Origin of the sequence: Vogesella indigofera (genome assembly GCF_003633895.1) — a bacterium.
In the GTDB taxonomy this organism is placed as follows: Bacteria; Pseudomonadota; Gammaproteobacteria; order Burkholderiales; family Chromobacteriaceae; genus Vogesella; species Vogesella indigofera.
Map to the genome: position 1 here is coordinate 101,709 of NZ_RBID01000011.1, position 20,967 is coordinate 122,675.

26 protein-coding genes are annotated in these 20,967 nt (G+C 64.7%); 16 read left to right on the forward strand and 10 right to left on the reverse strand.

The features are described 5' to 3' along the window. Window positions 1-226: 226 nt before the first annotated feature. A complete protein-coding gene (gene tyrS, locus C8E02_RS02775) occupies window positions 227-1,501 on the reverse strand; it encodes a tyrosine--tRNA ligase (RefSeq protein WP_120810062.1) in 1,275 nt (424 codons plus the stop codon). Window positions 1,502-1,698: 197 nt separating this feature from the next. On the opposite strand from tyrS, the gene C8E02_RS02780 reads away from it, so the two are divergent. Further along, complete coding sequence (locus C8E02_RS02780; protein ID WP_120809561.1) at window positions 1,699-2,376, forward strand: cytochrome b/b6 domain-containing protein; 678 nt, start codon at window positions 1,699-1,701, stop codon at window positions 2,374-2,376. Window positions 2,377-2,458: 82 nt separating this feature from the next. Here the strand turns inward: C8E02_RS02780 and C8E02_RS02785 are convergent, their stop codons facing one another. Then, window positions 2,459-2,887, reverse strand: a complete 429-nt coding sequence (locus tag C8E02_RS02785) for a c-type cytochrome (protein WP_047966539.1) — start codon at window positions 2,885-2,887, stop codon at window positions 2,459-2,461. Window positions 2,888-2,982: 95 nt separating this feature from the next. Continuing rightward, window positions 2,983-3,414 carry a c-type cytochrome gene (locus C8E02_RS02790; RefSeq protein WP_120809562.1) on the reverse strand — a complete coding sequence of 144 codons (432 nt, stop codon included), beginning with the start codon at window positions 3,412-3,414 and terminating at the stop codon, window positions 2,983-2,985. 171 nt (window positions 3,415-3,585) lie between these two features. On the opposite strand from C8E02_RS02790, the gene C8E02_RS02795 reads away from it, so the two are divergent. The 6 genes from C8E02_RS02795 to C8E02_RS02820 are packed head-to-tail and all read left to right on the forward strand — an operon-like array spanning window position 3,586 to window position 7,698. Continuing rightward, the gene (locus tag C8E02_RS02795) at window positions 3,586-4,020 is read left to right on the forward strand and encodes a Fur family transcriptional regulator (protein WP_047966466.1); all 435 of its coding nucleotides are present in this window, start codon (window positions 3,586-3,588) and stop codon (window positions 4,018-4,020) included. Next, the gene (locus C8E02_RS02800) at window positions 4,008-4,958 is read left to right on the forward strand and encodes a CobW family GTP-binding protein (protein WP_170152083.1); all 951 of its coding nucleotides are present in this window, start codon (window positions 4,008-4,010) and stop codon (window positions 4,956-4,958) included. The genes C8E02_RS02795 and C8E02_RS02800 overlap by 13 nt, the downstream gene beginning before the upstream one ends. A gap of 5 nt (window positions 4,959-4,963) precedes the next feature. Then, a complete protein-coding gene (locus tag C8E02_RS02805) occupies window positions 4,964-5,188 on the forward strand; it encodes a hypothetical protein (protein WP_147424418.1) in 225 nt (74 codons plus the stop codon). Continuing rightward, window positions 5,185-5,925, forward strand: coding sequence for a metal ABC transporter ATP-binding protein (locus C8E02_RS02810; protein WP_120809565.1), 741 nt, complete (start codon window positions 5,185-5,187; stop codon window positions 5,923-5,925). Before C8E02_RS02805 ends, C8E02_RS02810 begins: the two co-directional genes overlap by 4 nt. A 50-nt stretch (window positions 5,926-5,975) precedes the next feature. Then, complete coding sequence (locus C8E02_RS02815) at window positions 5,976-6,800, forward strand: metal ABC transporter permease (RefSeq protein WP_047966538.1); 825 nt, start codon at window positions 5,976-5,978, stop codon at window positions 6,798-6,800. A 25-nt stretch (window positions 6,801-6,825) separates the two neighbouring features. Then, window positions 6,826-7,698: a metal ABC transporter solute-binding protein, Zn/Mn family gene (locus C8E02_RS02820; RefSeq protein WP_245961048.1), complete on the forward strand. Its 873-nt coding sequence runs from the start codon at window positions 6,826-6,828 to the stop codon at window positions 7,696-7,698. Here C8E02_RS02820 and C8E02_RS02825 read toward each other — a convergent pair. Beyond that, window positions 7,682-8,353, reverse strand: a complete 672-nt coding sequence (locus C8E02_RS02825; RefSeq protein WP_120809566.1) for a sulfite exporter TauE/SafE family protein — start codon at window positions 8,351-8,353, stop codon at window positions 7,682-7,684. The two genes, C8E02_RS02820 and C8E02_RS02825, sit on opposite strands and share 17 nt — an antisense overlap. A gap of 299 nt (window positions 8,354-8,652) precedes the next feature. On the opposite strand from C8E02_RS02825, the gene C8E02_RS02830 reads away from it, so the two are divergent. Beyond that, entirely contained in the window at window positions 8,653-9,438 is a 786-nt protein-coding gene (locus C8E02_RS02830) for an enoyl-CoA hydratase (protein ID WP_047966460.1), read from the forward strand. An 85-nt stretch (window positions 9,439-9,523) separates the two neighbouring features. On the opposite strand, the gene C8E02_RS02835 is transcribed toward C8E02_RS02830, so the two are convergent. From C8E02_RS02835 to C8E02_RS02850, 4 genes are read right to left on the reverse strand one after another with little or no spacing between them, the layout of a single operon-like run. Then, window positions 9,524-10,300 carry a peptidylprolyl isomerase gene (locus tag C8E02_RS02835; RefSeq protein ID WP_245961049.1) on the reverse strand — a complete coding sequence of 259 codons (777 nt, stop codon included), beginning with the start codon at window positions 10,298-10,300 and terminating at the stop codon, window positions 9,524-9,526. Between the two features lie 15 nt (window positions 10,301-10,315). Beyond that, window positions 10,316-11,107 (reverse strand): peptidylprolyl isomerase, encoded by a 792-nt coding sequence (locus C8E02_RS02840; RefSeq protein WP_120809567.1) that lies wholly within the window; start codon window positions 11,105-11,107, stop codon window positions 10,316-10,318. Window positions 11,108-11,117: 10 nt separating this feature from the next. Next, window positions 11,118-11,381 (reverse strand): BolA family protein, encoded by a 264-nt coding sequence (locus C8E02_RS02845; RefSeq protein ID WP_120809568.1) that lies wholly within the window; start codon window positions 11,379-11,381, stop codon window positions 11,118-11,120. Continuing rightward, window positions 11,378-11,680, reverse strand: a complete 303-nt coding sequence (locus C8E02_RS02850; protein ID WP_120809569.1) for a YciI family protein — start codon at window positions 11,678-11,680, stop codon at window positions 11,378-11,380. The genes C8E02_RS02845 and C8E02_RS02850 overlap by 4 nt, the downstream gene beginning before the upstream one ends. 325 nt (window positions 11,681-12,005) lie before the next feature. Here C8E02_RS02850 and C8E02_RS02855 point away from each other — a divergent pair, with 325 nt between their 5' ends. Then, window positions 12,006-12,941, forward strand: coding sequence for a DHH family phosphoesterase (locus tag C8E02_RS02855; protein ID WP_120809570.1), 936 nt, complete (start codon window positions 12,006-12,008; stop codon window positions 12,939-12,941). Window positions 12,942-13,081: 140 nt separating this feature from the next. Here C8E02_RS02855 and C8E02_RS02860 read toward each other — a convergent pair whose 3' ends face one another. Further along, on the reverse strand, window positions 13,082-13,744 hold the full coding sequence (locus tag C8E02_RS02860; RefSeq protein WP_120809571.1) for an HAD family hydrolase: 663 nt from the start codon (window positions 13,742-13,744) through the stop codon (window positions 13,082-13,084). A gap of 124 nt (window positions 13,745-13,868) precedes the next feature. Between C8E02_RS02860 and C8E02_RS02865 the strand changes: the two genes are divergently transcribed. From C8E02_RS02865 to C8E02_RS02875, 3 genes are all read left to right on the forward strand, one after another. Continuing rightward, window positions 13,869-14,492, forward strand: coding sequence for a ParA family protein (locus C8E02_RS02865; RefSeq protein WP_120809572.1), 624 nt, complete (start codon window positions 13,869-13,871; stop codon window positions 14,490-14,492). 207 nt (window positions 14,493-14,699) lie between these two features. Beyond that, window positions 14,700-15,650 carry a GMP reductase gene (locus C8E02_RS02870; RefSeq protein WP_120809573.1) on the forward strand — a complete coding sequence of 317 codons (951 nt, stop codon included), beginning with the start codon at window positions 14,700-14,702 and terminating at the stop codon, window positions 15,648-15,650. 91 nt (window positions 15,651-15,741) lie between these two features. Beyond that, window positions 15,742-16,092 carry a VanZ family protein gene (locus tag C8E02_RS02875; protein WP_245961050.1) on the forward strand — a complete coding sequence of 117 codons (351 nt, stop codon included), beginning with the start codon at window positions 15,742-15,744 and terminating at the stop codon, window positions 16,090-16,092. A 194-nt stretch (window positions 16,093-16,286) separates the two neighbouring features. On the opposite strand, the gene gntR is transcribed toward C8E02_RS02875, so the two are convergent. Then, the gene (gene gntR / locus C8E02_RS02880) at window positions 16,287-17,309 is read right to left on the reverse strand and encodes an HTH-type transcriptional regulator GntR (RefSeq protein ID WP_120809574.1); all 1,023 of its coding nucleotides are present in this window, start codon (window positions 17,307-17,309) and stop codon (window positions 16,287-16,289) included. Window positions 17,310-17,507: 198 nt separating this feature from the next. Between gntR and C8E02_RS02885 the strand changes: the two genes are divergently transcribed. Genes C8E02_RS02885 through C8E02_RS02900 form a run of 4 tightly spaced genes read left to right on the forward strand, consistent with a single transcriptional unit; the run spans window position 17,508 to window position 20,900 of the window. Beyond that, window positions 17,508-18,020 (forward strand): gluconokinase, encoded by a 513-nt coding sequence (locus C8E02_RS02885; protein ID WP_211329140.1) that lies wholly within the window; start codon window positions 17,508-17,510, stop codon window positions 18,018-18,020. Window positions 18,021-18,029: 9 nt separating this feature from the next. Further along, entirely contained in the window at window positions 18,030-18,548 is a 519-nt protein-coding gene (locus tag C8E02_RS02890) for a TRAP transporter small permease (RefSeq protein ID WP_211329141.1), read from the forward strand. Window positions 18,549-18,558: 10 nt separating this feature from the next. Beyond that, complete coding sequence (locus C8E02_RS02895) at window positions 18,559-19,836, forward strand: TRAP transporter large permease (RefSeq protein ID WP_047966448.1); 1,278 nt, start codon at window positions 18,559-18,561, stop codon at window positions 19,834-19,836. A gap of 50 nt (window positions 19,837-19,886) precedes the next feature. Further along, window positions 19,887-20,900 (forward strand): TRAP transporter substrate-binding protein, encoded by a 1,014-nt coding sequence (locus C8E02_RS02900; protein WP_120809576.1) that lies wholly within the window; start codon window positions 19,887-19,889, stop codon window positions 20,898-20,900. Window positions 20,901-20,967 lie beyond the last annotated feature (67 nt).

Here is a 20,967-nt window from a genome sequence, read left to right on the forward strand (position 1 = left end):
GTGGTTCAGGTCAGGCCTTGTCGTGCGGTGTTGTCCCGGGTGCTGCGGTGGCCGGTGGCGGCGGCGCCGGCGCGGCAATTATTGTTTTGCTGATGTCATTACGGATAATAGATAGCCTTGCCTACGCTGAATAGTTAATTTTCCCGATTCGGTGGCAGAAATGAAAACAGCCATGCAAAGGCATGGCTGTCGGCGGCAAACTGCGGCCAACGTTGGCCGCAGTTGTTTATTGCCAGCAGAGCAGGGTGTGGTGCTTCTTGCCGCGCTTGAGCAGGCTGTAGTGGCCGAACAGGCGTTCGCCGTCGCTGATCTGGTGCTCGAGGCTGTCGATCTTGTTGCCGTTGACGCTGACGGCACCGCTCTGGATGAAGGTGCGCGCTTCCGATTTGGACTTGGCCAGGCCGCCGGCCACCAGCGCGTCGATCAGGCCGCTGCTGTCGCGTGGCAGTTGCAGGCTGGGCATGCCGTCCTGTGCCAGCTGCGCGAAGTCGGACGCGGTCAGCTCGTGCAGGCTGCCGGAGAACAGGCTGGCGCTGATGCGCTGCGCGGCGGCCACGGCATCCTGGCCGTGCACCAGCGCGGTGACCTGTTCCGCCAGGATGCGCTGCGCTTGCGGCTTGCTGCCGCTGTTCTTGTCCTGTTCCTCGATGGCGGCGATCTCGGCCACCGACAGGAAGCTGAAGTAGCGCAGGAACTTGTACACGTCGGCGTCGGCGGTATTCAGCCAGAACTGGTAGAACGCGTACGGCGAGGTCTTGCTGGCATCCAGCCAGATCGCGCCGCCTTCGGTCTTGCCGAACTTGGTGCCGTCGGCCTTGGTTACCAGCGGCAGGGTCAGGCCGAACACGTGTTGCTGGTTGATGCGGCGGGTGAGGTCGGTGCCGGCGGTAATGTTGCCCCACTGGTCGGAGCCGCCGATCTGCAGCCTGCAGCCGTGGCGGCGGTTCAGCTCGGTGAAATCGTAGCCCTGCAGCAGGCTGTAGCTGAATTCGGTGTAGCTGATGCCCTGGTCTTCGCGGCTGATGCGCTGCTGCACCGATTCCTTCTTGATCATCTGATTGACCGAGAAGTGCTTGCCGATGTCGCGCAGGAACTCCAGCGCGCCCATGCCGCCAAACCAGTCGTAGTTGTTGGCCATGATCGCGGCGTTGTCGCCTTCGAAGCTCAGGAACGGCGATACCTGGCCGCGGATCTTGTCGACCCAGCCGGCGATCACGTCCGGGGTATTCAGCTTGCGCTCGGTAGCCTTGAAGCTCGGGTCGCCGATCATGCCGGTGGCGCCGCCGACGAGGGCGATCGGGCGGTGGCCGGCCTGCTGGAAGCGGCGCAGTACCAGCACCGGTACCAGGTGACCGAGGTGGAGACTGTCGGCGGTCGGGTCGAAGCCGCAATACAAGGTCACACTTTCCTTAGCCAGCAGTTCGTCGAGTGCCGCCGCGTCGGTTTGCTGGGCGATCAGGCCGCGAGCTTGCAGTTCCTGGATAAGGCTGGATTGGTGCATGTATTTCTTCTCCACATGAGCAGGATGCGGGCCGTGGGCCGCGCGGTAACGATTGCGCCTGTTGGCGTTGCAACAAAAGATGGCGATTTTAACCGAAAATGACGCTTCGTAACGTGCGCTCTGGCGGCGGCCCGGCTTTGGGTGAACAATGCCGGGCTTGGCCGCCAGCCGCGCAAACAGGAAAGGATGCAGCAAACATGAGCAGGATGATCAAGGTGTGGGATGTGCCGACGCGGCTGTTTCACTGGACGATGTTGCCGGTTTTTGCCGGGCTGTGGTTCACCGGCGAGCAGGGCGGCGACTGGATGGAATGGCATCTGCGCCTTGGCATGCTGATGCTGGTGCTGCTGCTGTTCCGCGTGCTGTGGGGGCTGTGCGGTAGTCAGACGGCGCGCTTCAGCAGTTTTCTCGCCGGGCCGGCGCGCATCCGTGCCTATCTGGCTGGGCAGCTGCCGGTGACGGCGCAGCCGGGACACAACCCGCTGGGTGGCTGGATGGTGCTGGCGCTGCTGCTGGCGCTGTTGCTGCAGGCCGGGCTGGGGCTGTTTGCCGCTGACGTCAACAGCTACCTCTACGACGGCCCGCTGAAGGTGCTGATCGACGGCGAGCTGGCCGAGCAGGTGACCGGCTGGCACAAGTCGTCGTTTGACGTATTGCTGCTGCTGGCAGCGGTGCATGTGCTGGCGGTGCTGTTCTACAAGGTTGGCCGCAACACCGATCTGGTGCGCCCGATGCTGAGCGGGATGAAGGCGCTGCCGGTCGATGCCGCGCCGTTGCGCTTTGCACCGCTGTGGCTGGCCTTGCTGCTGCTGCTGCTGATGGCTTTGCTGGTGTTTGGTGGCGTGCCGTGGCTGGCGGCCAGCATGGCGGCCTGAACCGCCTCCGGAAATGAAAAACCGCTAGTCCTTATCGACTGGCGGTTTTTGTTTCTGGCAGCGTGATTGTGCTTGGCGCCACTTAGCGCATCGGGCCGCGGAAGCTGTCGTGACAGGCCTTGCAGCTGGCGGCCACGGCGCCGTAGTCGCGGCGGATGGCGGCGAGGTCGTCGCCGCGCGCGGTTTTCTGCAACTGGTCAACCGCGAGCAGGAACTTGTCCTGTTCCGCTTTCCATTTTGCCGGCTCGCTCCAGATCGCCGGCTTGGCGCGGCTGACGTCGTCGATGGTGCCCGGCTTGAACTGGCTGAACGGGGCTGCGGCGACCGCTTTCAGTGCGTCGGCGTGCTTGATGAATACATCCTTGCGATAGCCGCTGCCGCGCAGCATCACCCCCATCGGTTCGAAGCTGCGCAGTACCTGTTTGAAGGCTTTCTGGCGGTCTTCACCGGGGCCGGCCTGGCTGGTGGTGGCAAGGAGGGCGAGGGTGGCTAGCAGGAGAATTTTTTTCATGATCTTGATGCGGGTGGGGAGGGTGGCCATTGGGCGTCGGGCGCCCAAAAAAGTTCAGCCCCGCTCGGGGCTGAACGCGGTGGCGGACGCCGGACTCAGTCGTTGCGGAAGCTTTCGTGACAGGCCTTGCAGGTTTTCTGGGTGGCGCCGAACTGTGCCTTGATCGCGGCGAGGTCACCGCCGGCGGCGGTCTGCTTCAGCTTGGCGGTCTCGGTCTTGTGCTTGTCGATGGCGGCTTTCCAGTCTTGCGGCTTGCTCCAGATCTCGGCGCGGGCGTCGGTCTTGCCCTTGTCGCTGCCGGCCGGGAAGTGCTGCCACGGCTGCTGCGCCAGCGCATCCAGGTGCGCGGCCAGCTTGGCGAACTCGTCCTTGCTGTACGGCGTTTCGCCCTTCACGGTCTTGGCCATGGTGCCGACGGTTTGCTTGTACTGCTTGAAGATTTCCTGGCGCTGGGTGACCGGGTCGGCGGCAAATGCCGGGCTCAGCAGCACGGTACAGGACAACACGGTGAGCAGTAGCTGTTTCATCTGCAGGCTCCTTACGGATGGGGTAGGCAATCAATGCCGACAGCTTAGCACACCGCACTGCACCATCGAAGCGGCGGGCGGTTAACAGTTGTTAACGGTGTTGTTATATAGTAACATTTAAGAATTGCTGCTAATTGTCTCCCTCATTCTTTTAACTCCTGGTGACTTGTCATGGATAAAGCTGGCTTTATGGCCGCGGCCGACCACCAGTGCCAGCAACAAGGCGTGAAGCTGACCGCGCTGCGCCGTCAGGTGCTGGAGCTGGTGCTGGCGCACGAAGGCGTGGTCAAGGCCTATCAGGTGCTGGCCGATCTGCAGCGCGAGCGCGGCATTGCCGCACCGCCGACGGTGTACCGGGCGCTGGATTTCCTGGTGGAAGCCGGCCTGCTGCACAAGGTCGACGCGCTCAACGGTTATATCGTGTGCAGCCACGTCGGCTGCTGCCACGAAGGGCTGATCCTGGTGTGCACCGCCTGCGGCAGCGTCAACGAGCTGGAGGCGGCGCCGGCGCTGGACACGCTGCGACAGCAGGCGGCAGCGCAGGGCTTTGCCATCGCACAACAAAACCTTTTACTGACCGGACTGTGCCAGGCATGTCGAGTATGAAAAAAACCACCGTCAACGTGCTCACCGGCTTTCTCGGGGTGGGCAAGACCACGGCGCTGCGCCACCTGATCGCGCAGCGGCCGCAACATGAAAAATGGGCGATCATCGTCAACGAGTTCGGCGAGATCGGCATCGACGGCGCGGTGCTGGACAACGGCGAGCTGCCGATTGCCGAGATCGCCGGTGGCTGCCTGTGCTGCGTCGCCGGGCCGCAGATGACGGTCACCGTCGCCAACCTGCTGCGCCGTGAACGGCCGGACCGGCTGATCATCGAGGCCAGCGGTCTCGCCCACGCCGCCGGGCTGATCGACGAGCTGCGTGCCGAGCCGCTGGGCAACGCGCTGGAAGTGGGCGCGGTGATGACGCTGGTCGATCCGCGCCAGTTCGCCAACAACGACTACTTCCGCCAGCCGCTGTACCGCGACCAGGTGATGATTGCCGACGTGCTGCTGGCCACCAAGTGCGACCTCGCCGACGCGCCAACGTTGGCCGCCTACCGCGACAAGGCCGCCGCGCTGTTTCCGCCCAAGTCGCTGATCGCCGAGATCAGCGACGGCGCCGCCGATCCTGCGTGGCTGGATGCCGCGGTGCAGAACAAGTCGCGCTACCGGCCGGCGGTGCGGCCGGGCGATGCTTCCGGCTGGCAGTCGCAGGGCTGGACCTTCGCGCCGGCCGCGGAGTTCTCCGGCGAGGCGCTGACCGACCTGTTCGACCGCCTGCCGCAGCTGGTCGACGGCCTGGTGCGCGCCAAGGGCGTGTTCCGCGTGCTGGATACCTGGCTGTGGCTGAACTGGACCGAAGGGCAGTGGGCGGCCAATCAGGTGGCGTGGCGCCGTGACAGCCGCTTCGAGGTGATCGGCAGCCGCATCGACGCCGACGCGCTGGAAGCCGCCATCCAGGCGTGCGTGCTGCCGGCCGGCAGCGGGAACGGGGCGTGAGCGGCATGACACCTTCGCATCAGCACGAGCAACATTCACACGATCATGCGCACGCACACGGCGCCGCGCATGCCCACTCCCATCCGCACCCGCATGCCGCCGGTGAAACCTCGCACCTGCCGCGCTGGCGCCTGCTGTCGCTGTCCGCCGGCCAGCGTCTGCTGCTGGCCGCGCTGCCGCTGGCCGCGTTGTGGCTGCTGGTGCACTGGGCATTGCAGGAGGTGGCATGATCCGGCTGGAAAACCTGACGGTGTCCTACCGTCGCCACCCCGCCGTGCACCATGTCAGCGGCAGCTTTGCCGACGGCCAGGCCACGGCGATCTTCGGCCCCAATGGCGCCGGCAAGAGCACCTTGCTGAAAGCCATCATGGGCGCGCTGAAGCCGGATGCCGGCCGCGTGCTGATGCGCGGCGTGGCGCGCCGCGACATGGCCTATCTGCCGCAGCAGTCGGAAATCGACCGTTCGCTGCCGGTGTCAGTGATCGATCTGGTGTCCAGCGGTCACTGGCAGCGCAGCGGCCTGTTCGGCAAGGTTGGCCGCAACGATGACGACGCGTCGTGGAACGCGCTGGTGACCGTCGGTCTGGAGGACTTCGCCACCCGTCCGATCGCCGCGCTGTCCAGCGGCCAGTTCCAGCGCGTGCTGTTCGCCCGCATCCTGGTGCAGGACGCACCGCTGATTCTGCTCGACGAGCCGTTCAACGCCGTTGACGCCGCCACCACCGCCGATCTGCTGGCGCTGGTCGAACGCTGGAAGACGGAAGGGCGCACCGTGATCGCGGTGCTGCACGATGAGCAGCAGGTGCGCGAGCACTTTCCGCAGACGCTGCTGATGGCGCGCGAGGTGATTGCCTGGGGCGACACCGCCGAGGTGCTGACCGCGGACAAGCTGCGCCGCGCCAGCGATACCGCCGCGCACTGGTCGGCCAATGCCCCGGTGTGCCGCGTGGATGGAGTAACGCCGTGATCGATTTCCTGTACCAATGGGTGCTGGCACCCTTTGTAGAATTCGCCTTCATGCGCCGTGCGCTGGTGGCCTGCCTGGCGCTGGCGCTGGGTAGCGCGCCGGTCGGCCTGTTCCTGGTGATGCGGCGCATGAGCCTGGTTGGCGACGCGATGAGCCACGCGGTGCTGCCCGGCGCCGCGGTCGGCTTCCTCATTGCCGGCCTGAGCCTGCCGGCGATGAGTCTCGGCGGCTTTGTCGCCGGCGTGCTGGTGGCCGGTTTTGCTGGCCTCGCGACGCGCTTTACCGAGATCAAGGAAGACGCCAGCTTTGCCGCCTTCTACCTGCTGTCGCTGGCCATCGGCGTGCTGCTGGTGTCCAGCAGCGGTAGCAATGTCGACCTGATGCACCTGCTGTTCGGCTCGGTGCTGGCGGTGGACGATGCCGCGCTGCTTCTGGTGGCCAGCGTCGCCAGTGTGACGCTGCTGACGCTGGCGGTGATCTATCGCCCGCTGTTGCTGGAAAGCCTCGATCCGGTGTTCCTGCGTGCGGTTGGCGGCCACGGCAGCGTGTGGCACCTGCTGTTCCTGCTGCTGGTGGTGCTGAACCTGGTGTCGGGCTTCCAGGCGCTGGGCACGCTGATGTCGGTGGGGCTGATGATGCTGCCGGCGATCTGCTCGCGGCTGTGGGCGGCCACCGTCGGCGGCATGCTGCTGGCGGCGTTCCTGATCGCCGCGCTGGCGGGCATGGGCGGGCTGCTGCTGTCCTATCACGTCGAGCTGCCGTCCGGGCCGTGCATCATCCTGCTGGCCGGCCTGTTCTATATCGTTTCGCTGTTTGTTGCCCCGCAGGGCGGCGTGTTGCCCCGCCTGCTGCGGCAACGTCATTTGGAGAGTTGAGCGCGTGAACGTACGGAAAATTATTGTGAGCAGCCTGCTGTTGTCGCCGCTGGCGGCGTGGGCCAACCTGCCGGTGGTCGCCAGCTTCAGCATCATGGCCGACATCACCCGCGAAGTCGGCGGCGAGCGCGTCAGCGTGGTGTCGCTGGTCGGTGCCGACCAGGACGCCCATGTGTTCCAGCCCAAGCCGGCCGACGTCAAGAAACTGGCCGAGGCCAAGGTATTCGTGGTCAACGGCCTTGGTTTCGAAGGCTGGATCAACCGTCTGAACAAGTCGGCCAACTTCAAGGGCGTGACCGTGACCGCCGGCAACGGCATCAAGCCACTAGAAGTGGCGGAAGACGAGCACGGCCACGACGAGCATGGCCATGACCACGGCCGTGCCGATCCGCACGCCTGGCACAACCCGCAGCACGTGCTGCGCTATGTCGATAATATCGCCGCCGGCCTCAGCCGCGCCGATGCCGCCGGCGCCGCGTACTACCGCGAGCGCGCCGCCGCCTACAAGGCGCGGTTGCAGGAGCTGGACAGCTGGGCCGGCAAGCAGTTTGCCGCGGTGCCGGTGGCGCGGCGCAAGGTGCTGACCTCGCACGACGCCTTTGCCTACCTCGGCCAGCGCTACGCGATCCGCTTCATGGCGCCGCAGGGGGTGAGCACCGATGCCGAGGCCTCGGCCAAGTCCGTGGCGCAGTTGATCCGTCAGGTGAAAAAGGAACAGGTGAAGGCGGTGTTCATCGAGAACATGTCCGACCGGCGTCTGATCGACCAGCTGGCGAAAGAGGCCGGCGTCAAGGTCGGCGGCAAGCTGTACTCCGATGCGCTGTCCAGCCAGCCTGGCGCGCGCAGCTATCTGGAGATGTTCCGCAGCAACGTGACCGCGCTTAGCCAGTCGATGTAAGCAGCAGCCACAGGTGCCAGCCACCGAGTGCCATCACGGCCAGTCCCGCCACCAGGCGGACTGGCCGTTGCTGTTTCAGCTGCTGCAGCTTGCTGGCAAACAGCCCCATCAGCAGCAGGTTGGGCAGGGTGCCGAGGCCGAAGGCCAGCATCACCAGCGCGCCCTGGCCGGCACCGCCGGAGGCCAGTGCGGCGATGCTGGCGGTGTAGACCAGACCACACGGCAGCCAGCCCCAGATCGCACCGGCCAGCAGCGCCTGGCGGGCGGTGCGCACCGGCAGGTAGCGGCGGGTCAGCGGCTGCAGGCGCCGCCACAGTGGCCGGCCGAGGTGCTCGATGCGGGTGATGGCGGCGGACAGGCCGGCCAGGTACAGGCCGAGCAGGATCAGCAACAGGTTGGCCGCAATGAACAGCGCGGTCTGCAGCGGCTGGTACGCCGCCTGGCTCAGCCCCCACTGCGCCAGGCCGCCGAGCAGCGCGCCGGCACAGACGTAGCTGCCGATGCGGCCAACGTTGTAGCACAGCAGGTGCCACAGCGGCGCCGCTTGCGACTTGCCCAGCGAAATGGCGGTGACGATGCCGCCGCACATGCCGAGGCAGTGCACGCCGCCGAGCAGGCCGGCAAGAAACAGGGACAGCAGACTGATTTCCAGCATGGGTGACAACGCAGGCAAAAAAGATGGCCGCTAGTGTAGCAGCCGGGCCCGGCCGCGGCGCGGAACTTGTCGCGGTCGGCCATTTGTAAACGTGGTCTATTGAATGGCTGGCAGCAAATTGCGCCGCCATTTGCCCGGCGGGGCGAAACTTGCAAAATCAGCAACATAGTCCATGGTTAAAGCTAGCAAACCCGCGTCAATGCTCACAAGGTAGCCATTTTTTTCGGTGAATCCACAGTGAATAACGCTGTTGAATATTGCGCTTCAGCTGGGCTTTGTCGAGGCTGGAGGAGTGCCACATGACACAAAAAATCATTGTCGAACGTCTTGGGCAATCAGCAATTGTCACGATCAACAACCCGCCGGCCAATGTGTGGACGATAGAGTCGTTGCAGGAGCTGGCCCGGGCGATGGACGCGCTGGCGGCCGACACCGCCATCCGCGCGGTGGTGCTGACCGGCGCCGGCGAGCGCTACTTCTCGGCCGGTGCCGATCTGGCGCTGTTTGGCGACGGTGCGGCCGCGCAGGCTGGCAAGGTGGCGGACGCCTTTGCGCTGGCGTTTGACGCGGTGCGCCACTATCCCGGCGTGACGGTGGCGGCGGTGAACGGCTTCGCGCTGGGCGGCGGGCTGGAGTGCGCGCTGGCCTGCGACTACATCGTGGCCGAGCGCGGCGCCAGCCTCGGGCTGCCGGAGGCGCGTGTCGGGCTGATTCCCTGTGCCGGCGGCACCAAGGCGCTGACCGACCGCGTCGGCGTGCCATGGGCGAAGCGGCTCATCCTCGGCGGCGAGTTCGTGACCGCCGACAAGGCACTGGCCATCGGGCTGGTGGAAGAAGTGGTGGAAAGCGGGCTGGCCAAGATCGTGGCGCTGAGCCTGGCGGCGCGGGTGCGCGAGCAGTCGCCGCAGGCGATCCACGCCGCACGGCGGCTGATCGAAGCCAGTCCTGCGCAAACGTTGGCCGCACAGCTGGCGGCGGAAAAGGCGGCCTTCCTGGCGTTGATCGGCAGTGCGGAGCAGCTGGAAGGCGTGCGTGCCTTCAACGAGAAGCGCGAGCCGGGTTGGGCGGAGCAGGACGACGACTGAACGTCGTACTGCGCGCCTGACCATGAAAAAACCGGCCAGTGGCCGGTTTTTTCATGGCGGAAGCACGTGGGCTCACTGAGCCTTCTTACTGGACCTTGGCGCTGGCCTTCAGCGACTTGATCAGTGCTTCGATGCGCTGCGACTGGATGCGCTGTTCCAGTTGCGGACGCAGGGTTTCCAGCGGTGGTGCCGCTTCCACTTTCACGTCGTTCAGCTTGATGACGTGGAAGCCGAAATCGGTCTTCACCGGAGTGGCGGTCACCTGGCCCTTGGCCAGCTTCACCATCGCCTCGGAGAACGGGGCCACGAAGGTGCCCGGTTCGTTCCAGCCCAGGTTGCCGCCGTTGTCCTTGGAGCCCGGATCCAGCGATTTTTCCTTGGCCAGCTGCGCGAACGGCTTGCCTTTTTTCAGCGCGTCGATCACGGCCTTGGCTTCGGCTTCGGTCTTCACCAGGATGTGGCTGGCGTCAAAGCTCTTGCGCTCCGGGAACTCGGCTTTCACCTTGTCGTACTCGGCACGGGCCTGGGCGTCGGTCACCGGGTTGGTGCGCAGGTGTTCCTTGATCAGGCGGTTGGCCAGTGCCATTGCCTTGGCGTTCTCGATTTCGGCGAGGTAGTCGGCGGACTTGTCCAGGCCCTTCTTCACGGCTTCCTGACGCAGGATTTCAGCGGTGATCAGCTGGTCCTTGACCATTTGCGCCATTTCCGGCGTCGATTTCTGGCCTTGCGCTTCCATCATGCGGGTGATGGCATCAATACGCTGCTGGCTGATGGCAACGCCATTGACCGAAGTGGCGAACGCGGCGGCAGTGGCGGTCAGCATGCTGACGGCAATCAGGGTTTTTTTCAAAGGGAAGTTCATCGGGGTTTCCAGTGGTTATTGAATGTTGGCTTTCTGACGCAATTCGCCGATCGCGTCACTAATCGCTTTGTCCTGCAGGTCGCGGGCGATCTGCGGCTTGACGGTATCAAAAGGCAGCGGCTTCGCGTCGCGGATGTCCTCTACCTTGAACAGGTGCCAGCCAAGGCCGGAGCGCAGCGGCTGGGCGCTGAATTTGCCTTTGGGAATGGCTTGGAGCGCGGCGGCCAGTGGCGGTTCCATCGACGCCAGATTTCCCCAGCCCAGGTCGCCACCGCGTTCGCGGCTAGGCTGGTGGGTGGATTTGCTGGCGGCCAGGGTTTCGAACTTGGCGCCTTTTTTCAGCTCGGCCAGTACGCTGTTGGCGTCGGCTTCGCTGTTGACGATGATCTGGCGGACTTTCACTTCCTTCACGCCGTTAAAGCGTTCGCTGTACTGCTGGTAGGCCGCCTTCAGCGCGCTGTCCGACACCGGACTGGTGCTGATGCTCTGCTTGAAGAATGCCTGTTGCAGCAATTCGGTGCGTGCTTCGGTCAGCTGTTGCTGGAATTCCGGCTTCTTGTCGAGGCCGGCCTTGGTGGCCGCCTGTACGATCAGTTCGCGGTTGATCAGGCGCTGGCGCACTTCTTCGCGCAGCGCCGGGCTGTCTTTCAGCTGGCCGTTGCTGCTGCCGATGACCTGCTTTACCGCCTGGTCTAGGGTGCTGCTGTCGATGGCGCTGCCGTTGACGGTGGCTACCGGTGCGGCCAGGCTCGGGGTGCTGCCGACGGCAGCCAGCAGCAGGGCCGCGATAGTGAGTGATTTCTTCATGGAATGAATTTCAGAGATCGTCCGGAGTAAGGGTTTTGAGTGCCAGGGCGTGAATGCCCTGCTGCATCAAGTCGCCGAGCGCATCGTACACCATCCGTTGCCGCTCGATGCGCGACTTGCCGCTGAAACAGGCGCTGACGATCAGCACATTGTAGTGGCCGCCGCTCTTGGCGCCGGCGTGGCCGGCATGGGAGGCGCTGTCGTCCTCGATGTCGAGGTGTTCCGGCGCCAGTGCCGCCAGGCGCTGGCGCATCATTTCGATGATGGCGCTCATGCCGGCAGCACTTTGCGGAACGGCTTGACGCTGACGCTGGCGTAGACGCCGGCGGCAACATAGGGATCGGCCTTCGCCCATTGCTCGGCCGCGGCCAGCGAGTCGAACTCGGCGACGATCAGGCTGCCGGTGAAGCCGGCCGGGCCAGGGTCGTTGCTGTCGATGGCCGGAAACGGCCCTGCCAGCAGCAGCCGGCCGTCGTTCTGCAGTGCCTGCAGGCGGGCCAGGTGTTCCGGCCGTGCCGCCAGGCGGTTATCGAGGGAATTGGGGGCGTCGGTGCCTGTGATTGCGTACAGCATGGTGCCTTTCTTTGTCTCTCAAAAAGCGGTCTGGCCGGTGGCAGACCTGCTGCGGGGGCGGTGAGGGCGGGCCGCGCTTCTGCACTGGCCGGCACCGGAATCACTGCGCTCTGTCTGCTGAAATGGCGGCCACGGCTGCGATTTCAAGCGGCAAGGCCAAGTGGCGGAACAATATGTCAGGATTATGCGGTGCCGGGTAGTGGCTGACAAGCTGGCAGGGCTATCACGCCCTTGCCGACTGCGGTACAGTTGCCGACAGCATTGATCGTGGCGGCAGGCGGCCCGATCGAATCATCATTCATGGAAACAGGGCAGGGAAACAGAAATGACAACAGGACAGTTTCGTCTGGTGACGCGCAGTGATTTCGATGGTCTGGTCTGCGCGGTGTTGCTCAACGAGCTCGGGCTGATCAACGACATCAAGTTCGTGCACCCGAAAGACATGCAGGACGGCAAGGTCGACATCACCGACCGCGACATCACCACCAACCTGCCATACGTCGAAGCCGCGCATCTGGCCTTTGACCACCACCTGTCCGAAACCCTGCGCAACGCCTCCGGCAAGCAGAACCACATCATCGACGCCGCGGCGCCGTCCGCCGCGCGCGTAGTGTACAACTACTACGGCGGCAAACAGCGCTTCCCGATGATCGCCGACGACATGATGGCGGCGGTGGACAAGGCCGACGCCGCGCAGTTTTCGCGCGAGGAGATTCTCGATCCGAGCGGCTGGGTGCTGCTCAACTTCCTGATGGATGCCCGTACCGGTCTTGGCCGTTTCCGCGAGTTCCGCATCAGCAACTACACGCTGATGATGGACCTGATCAAGTACTGCCGCGACCACTCCATCGACGAGATACTGCAGCTGCCGGACGTGCGCGAGCGGGTCGAGCTGTACTTCGAGCACGAGGCGCAGGCCAAGGCGCAGATCCAGCGCTGCGCCCGCGTCGAGGGCAAGGTGGTGGTGCTGGACCTGCGCAACGAGACGCTGATCCACCCGATCAACCGCTTCATGATCTACGCGCTGTACCCGCAGGCCAACATCTCCATCCACGTGCTGTGGGGGCTGAACCAGCAGAACACCGTGTTTGCCACCGGCAAATCGATCCTCGACCGCAGCAACCGCACCAGCGTTGGCGAGCTGATGCTGAAGTACGGCGGCGGCGGCCACGAAGCCGCCGGCACCTGCCAGGTCGACAACGACCAGGCCGAACGCGTGCTGGGCGAACTGGTGGCGCAGATCAACGCCAACGAGGGTTAAGAATCTGTTCAAGGTCTCGCGAGCTAGAGCGAGACAAGGCAAAAACGCCTGAGGAAGCGGCGTTTACCTGGATGTAAACACGCATGCCGAAGGCGTTTTTAACGCGGTATCGCCGAAGCGCAACAGACATTGAATGGGTTCTACACGTCCCGCAGCTGTTGCAGCAACGCCCGCGCGGCAAACAGGTCCTTGCATACCGCCAGGGCCTGTTTTGCCATGGAGGCGGGCGGCTGCACGATGTCCGGCACGATGATCACCCGCATGTTGGCCGCCAGCGCGGCGCTGGCGCCGTGTACCGAGTCTTCCAGCACGATGCAGCGCGCCGGTTCCACTTGCAGCCGTGCCGCCGCCGCCAGGTAGATGTCCGGTGCCGGCTTGCTGTTGGCGACGTCGCTGGCGCTGACCACGTGTTGGAAATAGGGCGCCAGCTGGCTGCGTTGCAGCTTCAGCTGCGCCAGAGGTCCTTCGGTGGCGGTGCCGACGGCGCAGGGGATCGCCTGCTGCCGCAGCCAGTCCAGCAGCGCGGTGATGCCGGGCTTGAGCGGAATGTCGCCGTGCTGCAGCTGCTGGTGGTAGTACTGCCGGTTCAGCAGCGCCAGTGCCGGCATGTGCGCGGACAGCTCGGAGTGCTGTTGCAGGTAGCGCAGGCAGTGCTGGTGGCTGAGGCCGACCAGCTGGTGCAGGGTGTCCTCGCCGATGCGGGTGCCCAGCTCGCTGGCGGCATCGCGCCAGGCCTGGGCACAGAGCTGCTCGGTGTCGATCATCAGTCCGTCCATGTCCAGCAAAATGGCGTCGTACGGCATGGTGTGGTTATCCTTTGTTGCGGGTGGGGGTAGCGAAGCCGCGTGGCCTGCTGTCTTTTATCATAAAATGCCCGGCGGGTAGTGGCGTCGCCGCGACCGGCAAGCAAGTACAGCGAAAGGTGTTATGGCGTATTCGATACTGGTGGCAAACCCCAAGGGCGGCAGCGGCAAGTCGACGCTGTCGACCAATATCGCCGGTTTTTACGCGTCGCAGTCGACCAAGGTGATGCTGGGCGATATCGACAAACAGCAGTCGTCGCTGAGCTGGCTGGCGCAGCGGCCGCCGGCGGCGCCGGCTATCCAGGGCTGGCAGATGATCGAGGGCCTGGCCAAGCCGCCGAAGGACACCCAGGTGGTGATCCTCGACAGCCCGGCCGGGCTGGACGGCAAGCGGCTGCGCGCGCTGGTGAAGAAGGTCGATCGCGTCATCGTGCCGATCCAGCCGTCGCCGTTCGACATGTGGGCCAGCAGCGAGTTTTTTGACGCCTTGCTGGCGGAAAAGGCGGTGCGCAAGGAAAAGACCTTTGTCGGCGTGGTCGGCATGCGCGTCGATCCGCGCACCCGCTCCGCGCGCGAGCTGGAAAACTTCCTGTCGCGCTACCAGGTGCCGGTGCTGGGCTGGATCCGTGACACCCAGTTCTACGTGCAGGCCGCCGGCGCCGGGTTGACGCTGTTCGATCTGCCACCGGCACGGGTGCGGCGCGACATCGAGGCGTGGCGTCCGATCCTGTCCTGGCTCGACAATTAACGCTTGACGCCCGGATTTTGCGCTGCGTATAGTCAGTACCGTTTGCCCTGCGCCCGACAGCGCCGCAGGGCGGGAAAATTGCAAGCGAAAGCCGCCCGGCTTTCGCTTTTTTATTTGGGGACGCCCGAAATCTGCACCGCTATCCGGAACGGCGGCGCAGCACCATTCCGCGAATGGTTTCCCGAATGCAATTTGGAGTGACAGCTGATGATCAACACCGAACTCAATTACGGCGATGTGTATCTCGTTCCGAAAAAAACCATCGTCGACAGCCGCAAGGAGTGCGACACCTCGGTGCAGTTCGGCCCGCGCCGTTTCGCGATGCCGCTCTATGCGGCCAACATGAAGAGCGTGGTCGATGCCGAGACCTGCGAATACTTTGCGCGCCGCAACTGGTTCTACACCATGCACCGCTTCGATGTCGACGCCGTGGCCTTCGTGCGCGACATGCAGGCCAAGGGCCTGTTCGCCTCGATCAGCGTCGGCGTCAACGGCGACACCCTGCAGCAGCTGGCCGCGCTTAAGGCCGCCGGGTTGAGCCCGGAATACATCACCCTCGACGTGGCCAACGGCTGGTGCGTGAAGGCGGAGCGCATGATCCGCTTCATCAAGCGCGAATTCCCGGACAGCTTCCTGATCGGCGGCAACATCGCCACCGCCGAGGCGGCGCGCGAACTGCAGGAGTGGGGTTGTGACGCGATCAAGGCCGGCATCGCCGGCGGCCGGGTATGCATCACCAAGAACAAGACCGGCTTCCACCGCCCGATGGTGGCCACCGTGCGCGACTGCGCTGCCGCAATCAGTGTGCCGTTGATTGCCGACGGCGGCATCGTCGAGCACGGCGACGTGGCCAAGGCGCTGGCCTGCGGCGCGAGCATGGTGATGGCCGGCTCGCTGTTTGCCGGCTACGACGAATCGGCGGGCGAGATCGTCGAGATCGACGGCAAGCACTACAAGGAGTACTTTGGCAGTGCCTCGCAGTTCAACAAGGGCGAGTACAAAAACGTGGAAGGCAAGAAGATCTTGGTCGAGTACAAGGGCAGCATCGCCCGCCTGCTGCACGAGCTGCAGGAAGACCTGCAGTCGTCGGTCAGCTACGCCGGCGGCCGCGAGCTGTCCGCGCTGCGCACGGTGCAGATGATCGCCGTCGCACACTAGGATTGATTAGGGGGCCGGTCTGCCCGTTGGCAGGCTGGCCGGGTTCTGGCCGCGCGACGACGGGCGGCAATCGAGATAAGGTGAAGTCGTGTTGTCGCACTCGTTACGTCGCAGTCTGGCCGCCGCTAGTTGGTGGCTGTTCTCCGTTTACCTGTTGTTGCTGAAGCCGGCCGGCACGCCGTCGGCGATTCCCCATTTCGACAAACTGGGCCACGCGCTGCTGTTCGCGGTGTGGGCGTGGCTGCTGGCGCGCAGTTTCGCCGCCCGCCAGCGTCCGCCGTTGCGGCCAACCTTGTGGCTGTGCCTGGGCTGGGCGCTGCTGTCCGAGCTGGCGCAGGGCAGCCTGACGCTGACCCGCAGCGCCGAGGCGGGCGACGTGGTGGCCGACATGGCCGGCGCGTTGATCGGCCTTTACTTGTGGCGGCGGGGGCAGGGCCGGTGACGGTTGCGGCCAAGGTTGGCCGCAAGGCAAGGCGTGCCGCTCAGAACCTGTTCAAAGTCTCGCGCGCTCACGCGAGACAAGGCGAAAACGCCTGAGGAAGCGGCGTTTAACTGGAAATAAACAAGCATTCCGAAGGCGTTTTTAACGCGGTGTCGGCCCATTGAAAACAATCACAGCAGCTATTGAACAGGTTCTCAGGTGCTGTCGCGCGCCAGCAGCTGGTAACCGAGGTCGACCCGGGTCGCCACCGGTGTCTTGCCCGCCATCAGTTGCAGCAGCATGCTGGCCGCGGCCTTGCCGATGTCGTAACGCGGGGTGTCGACCGTGGTCAGCGACGGATTGCTCCACGCCGAGGCGTCGAGGCCGTTGAAGCCGGCAATCGCCAGCTGCTGCGGGATGGCGATTTGGCGGCGCTGGCACTGGAACAACACTCCCAGCGCCAGGTCGTCGTTGTTGCAGAACACGGCATCGCAGTCCGGCGCCTGCAGCAGCAGGCGATCCAGTAGCCGCGAGCCGAGCCCGACCGAGGACGGGCTGGCCTCGGCCAGTTCGCGCTGTGGCTGGTACAGGCCGGCTTCGCGCAGCGCGGCACGGTAGCCTTCGCCGCGCTTGAGGGTGCGCGGGTCCAGCTGTGCTGCCAGAAAGGCGATGCGGCGATAGCCCTTGTCCAGCAGGAAGCGGGTGAGGGCGTAGCCGCTGTCGTATTGCGAGAAGCCGACGCAGGGGCTGTCGCCCTGTTCCGCCAGTTCCATCATGTGCACGGTAGGAATGGCGGCGGTCTGCAGCAGCGTCTGCGCTGTCGGGGTGTGGTCGAAGCCGGTGATCAGGATGCCGTCCGGGTTGTACTCCAGATAGGTGCGCAGCAGCTTTTCCTCGGCCTGTGGCGAGTAGCGGGTGTCGCCGATCAGCATCTGGTAGCCGGCCGGGTGCAGCGTGTCGTGGATGGCGGCGAGGGTGTCGACAAACACGGTGTTGGACAGCGACGGCACCAGCACCACCACGCTGTGCGACTTGGCCGACGCCAGCGCGCGCGCAGCGCGGTTGGGGACATAGCCCAGCAGCTGCACCGCGTCGTCGATGCGCTGGCGCAGCGCCTCCGAGACCAGCTCCGGCTTGTTCAGCGCGCGGGAAATGGTGATGGCGCTGACACCGATATGGTTGGCAACATCGCTCAAGGTGGTCCGGCTCTGGCCGGCGCGGGGTTTGCGTTCGCTCATGGGCTGCCATTGTAAGGGGGAGGGCGGTTTGCATCGCCGGATTCGATGTTGCGCTGCACGATCAAAACTGCTTTACCTTGCCGAATGTTAGCGCTAACCTTCGAGCAACCTTAGCACCCGGTGCCGCTTTGCTCAAGCACCGGACACCAGTGGCCGCGCGATGCGGCTTTTCATTAACCTGAATATGTTAACGCTAACATGAATAAAGCACCGATGATTGTGGTGATGGGCGTGTGCGGCTGCGGCAAGAGCGAGATCGGTCGCCGCCTGGCTGCGGCGCTGGACACCGGCTTTGTCGAAGGCGACGACTTCCATCCGCCGCACAATGTGGCGCGGATGGAGGCGGGCACGCCGCTGACCGATGCCGACCGCCAGCTGTGGCTGGAAACGCTGCGCGACCAGCTCGCCGCCGCCGCGCACGCCGGCCACGGGCTGGTGTTGTCCTGCTCGGCGCTGAAACGGCGCTACCGCGACCTGCTGCGCGAGGGCGATGCCGCCACCGTGTTCGTGCACCTGCACGGCAGCCGCGCGCTGATCGGGCAGCGGATGCAGGCGCGGCAGGGCCATTTCATGCCGCTGGGCCTGATCGACAGCCAGTTTGCCGATCTGCAGCCGCCGGCGGCGGACGAACGCGCCATCGCCGGCGACATCACCTTGCCGCCGGACGAGCTGGTCCGGCACATCCTGCAGCAGCTGGCTGCACTGTCGTGAGGAGCAATCATGCATAACTGCTTATCCCGTCTCGAACGGCTTGTTGAATGGCTGATGGCCTTGGCACTAGTGGTGATGGTGGCGCTGGTGTTCGGCAACGTGGTGCTGCGCTACGTGTTCGATTCCGGCATCGCCGCCGCCGAGGAAGTGTCGCGGCTGATGTTCGTGTGGCTGGTGTTTCTCGGCGCCATTCTCGCGGTGCGGCAGAACTCGCACCTCGGCGTGGAAATGGTGCAGGCGCGGCTGTCGCCGGCGTGGCGCCGCGGCTGTGCCGTGCTCAGCCATCTGCTAATGCTGTATGCGCTGTGGCTGTTCCTGCAAGGCAGCTGGAGCCAGACCCTGATCGGGCTGGAAACCTACTCCACCGTGCTCGGCTTCCCGATGGCGCTGTTTGCCGGCGCCGGGCTGTTGTGCGCCGTGGCCATGCTGCTGCTGATTGCGGCCAACCTTTACCGCATCGTGCGCCGCCACCCGCAGGCACAAATCCCCGGCAGTCCGGACACCCATTCCACCGCCCAGGACCTGTAAGGAACACACCATGACAATCGTGATTTTTCTGGCCGTGCTGTTTGCCTGCATGGCATTGGGCATGCCGGTGGCCTTTGCCCTGATGCTGACCGGCATCGCGCTGATGTTCCATCTCGACTTCTTCGACGCGCAGCTGGTGGCGCAGAACCTGTTGTCCGGCGCCGACAACTTCCCGCTGATGGCGGTGCCGTTCTTCATCCTCGCCGGCGAGCTGATGAACGCCGGCGGCATCTCGCGCCGCATCATCAACCTGGCGGTGGCCTTTGTCGGCCACATTCCCGGCGGTCTCGGCTTTGTCGCCATCGCCGCCTCGGTATTGCTGGCCAGTCTGTCCGGCTCCGCCATTGCCGATACCGCGGCGCTGGCCACGCTGCTGATCCCGATGATGCGTGACCACGGCTACCCGGTGGAGCGGGCCTCCGGCCTGATCGCGTCCGGCGGCATCATCGCGCCGATCATTCCGCCGAGCATGCCGTTCATCATCTTCGGCGTCACCACCAACACCTCGATTACCGCGCTGTTCCTCGCCGGTATCGTGCCGGGGCTGCTGATGGGCGTCGGCCTGGTGCTGACCTGGCTGCTGGTGTCGCGCGGCATGAATGTCACGCCGCAACCGAAGCAGAGCTGGGCACAGCGTCGCTACGCGCTGCGCGACGGGGTCTGGGCGCTGATGCTGCCGGTAATCATCATCGGCGGCTTGAAGTTCGGCATCTTCACCCCGACCGAGGCGGCGGTGGTGGCGGCGATGTATTCGCTGCTGGTCAGTCTGCTGGTGTACCGCGAGCTGAAGCTGTCGGTATTGCAGCCGGTCTTCGTGCACGCCGCACGCACCACCGCCACGGTGATGTTCCTGTGCGCCGCCGCGCTGGTGTCGTCGTACATGATCACGCTGGCCGATCTGCCGGCACAGATCGCCGAGATGCTGGGGCCGCTGATGGAGCAGCCACGCCTGCTGATGGCCGCCATGATGGTGCTGTTGCTGGTAGTCGGCATCGTGATGGACCTGACCCCGACCATTCTGGTGCTGGGGCCGGTGATGATGCCGCTGGTGCAGCAGGCCGGCATCGATAGCACCTATTTTGGCGTGATGTTCGTGCTGGTCGGCTCCATCGGCCTGATCACGCCACCGGTATGCACCGTGCTCAACGTGGTGTGCGGCGTGGCGCGCATTTCGATGGAATCGGCAACCCGCGGCGTGTGGCCGTTCCTGCTGACCTACCTGCTGCTGCTTAGCCTGCTGGTGGCGGTGCCGGAAGTGGTCACCGTTCCCGCCCAGTTCTTCCGCTGAGCGCAAGCCAGCCCGATCACAGCTGTAACAACACAACCGAGGAGAGACTCATGAAAACAATGTTCAAACCGCTGCTGGCCTGCCTGATCACCGCCGGCGCCCTGGCCACGCCGCAGGCGCTGGCCGCCGACATCAAGCCGCGCATCATCCGCTTTGGCTACGGCCTGGCCGAAGACAGCAACCAGGGCCGCGCGGTGAAGCTGTTTGCCGACGAAGTGGCCAAGCGCTCTGGCGGCAAGCTGAAGGTAAAGGGCTTCGGCTCCGCCAGCCTCGGCAACGACGTGCAGATGCAGAATGCGCTGATCGGCGGCGCGCAGGAAATGATGGTCGGCTCCACCGCCACGCTGGTGGGCGTGGAAAAGGACTTCGGTGTCTACGACCTGCCGTTCCTGTTCGCCAACGAGAAGGAGGCCGACACCGTGCTGGACGGCCCGTTTGGGCAGAAACTGATCGCCAGGTTGCCGGCCAAGGGCCTGGTCGGCCTGACCTACTGGGAAAACGGCTTTCGCAACGTAACCAACACCAAGCGTCCGATCACCCGCTTCGAGGACTTCCAGGGCATCAAGCTGCGCGTGATGCAGAACCCGGTGTACATCGACATGTTCAACAGCTTCGGCGCCAATGCGGTGCCGCTGGCCTTCGCCGAGCTGTTCACCGCGCTGGAGACCCGCGCCGTGGACGGTCAGGAAAACCCGGTCAACACCATCCAGTCCAGCAAGTTCTACGAAGTGCAGAAGTACCTGTCGGTGACCAAGCACGTGTACAGCCCGTGGGTGATGACCGCCAGCAAGAAGTGGTGGGACGGCCTGTCCCGCGACGAGCAGAAGATCCTGCAGGACGCTGCATTGGCATCGCGCACCTTCGAGCGCAAGGATTCCCGCGCCGAGGCGATGCGCAGCGTGAAATTCCTGACCCAGCAAGGCATGAAGATCAACATGGTCAGCGACGCCGAGCTGAAGCGCATGCGCGAGAAAGCCAAGCCGGCCTTCGACAAGTTCGCGGCCAACGGTGGCGCGGAGGTGTTGAAGGAGCTGCAGGGCGCGCTGGGCCAGTTGCGCAAGTAAGTCTGAGCCATCACCGTGGCGGCGCCAGCGTGCGCCGCCACGCTGTCTTTCCTCGCGCCGGCATCTG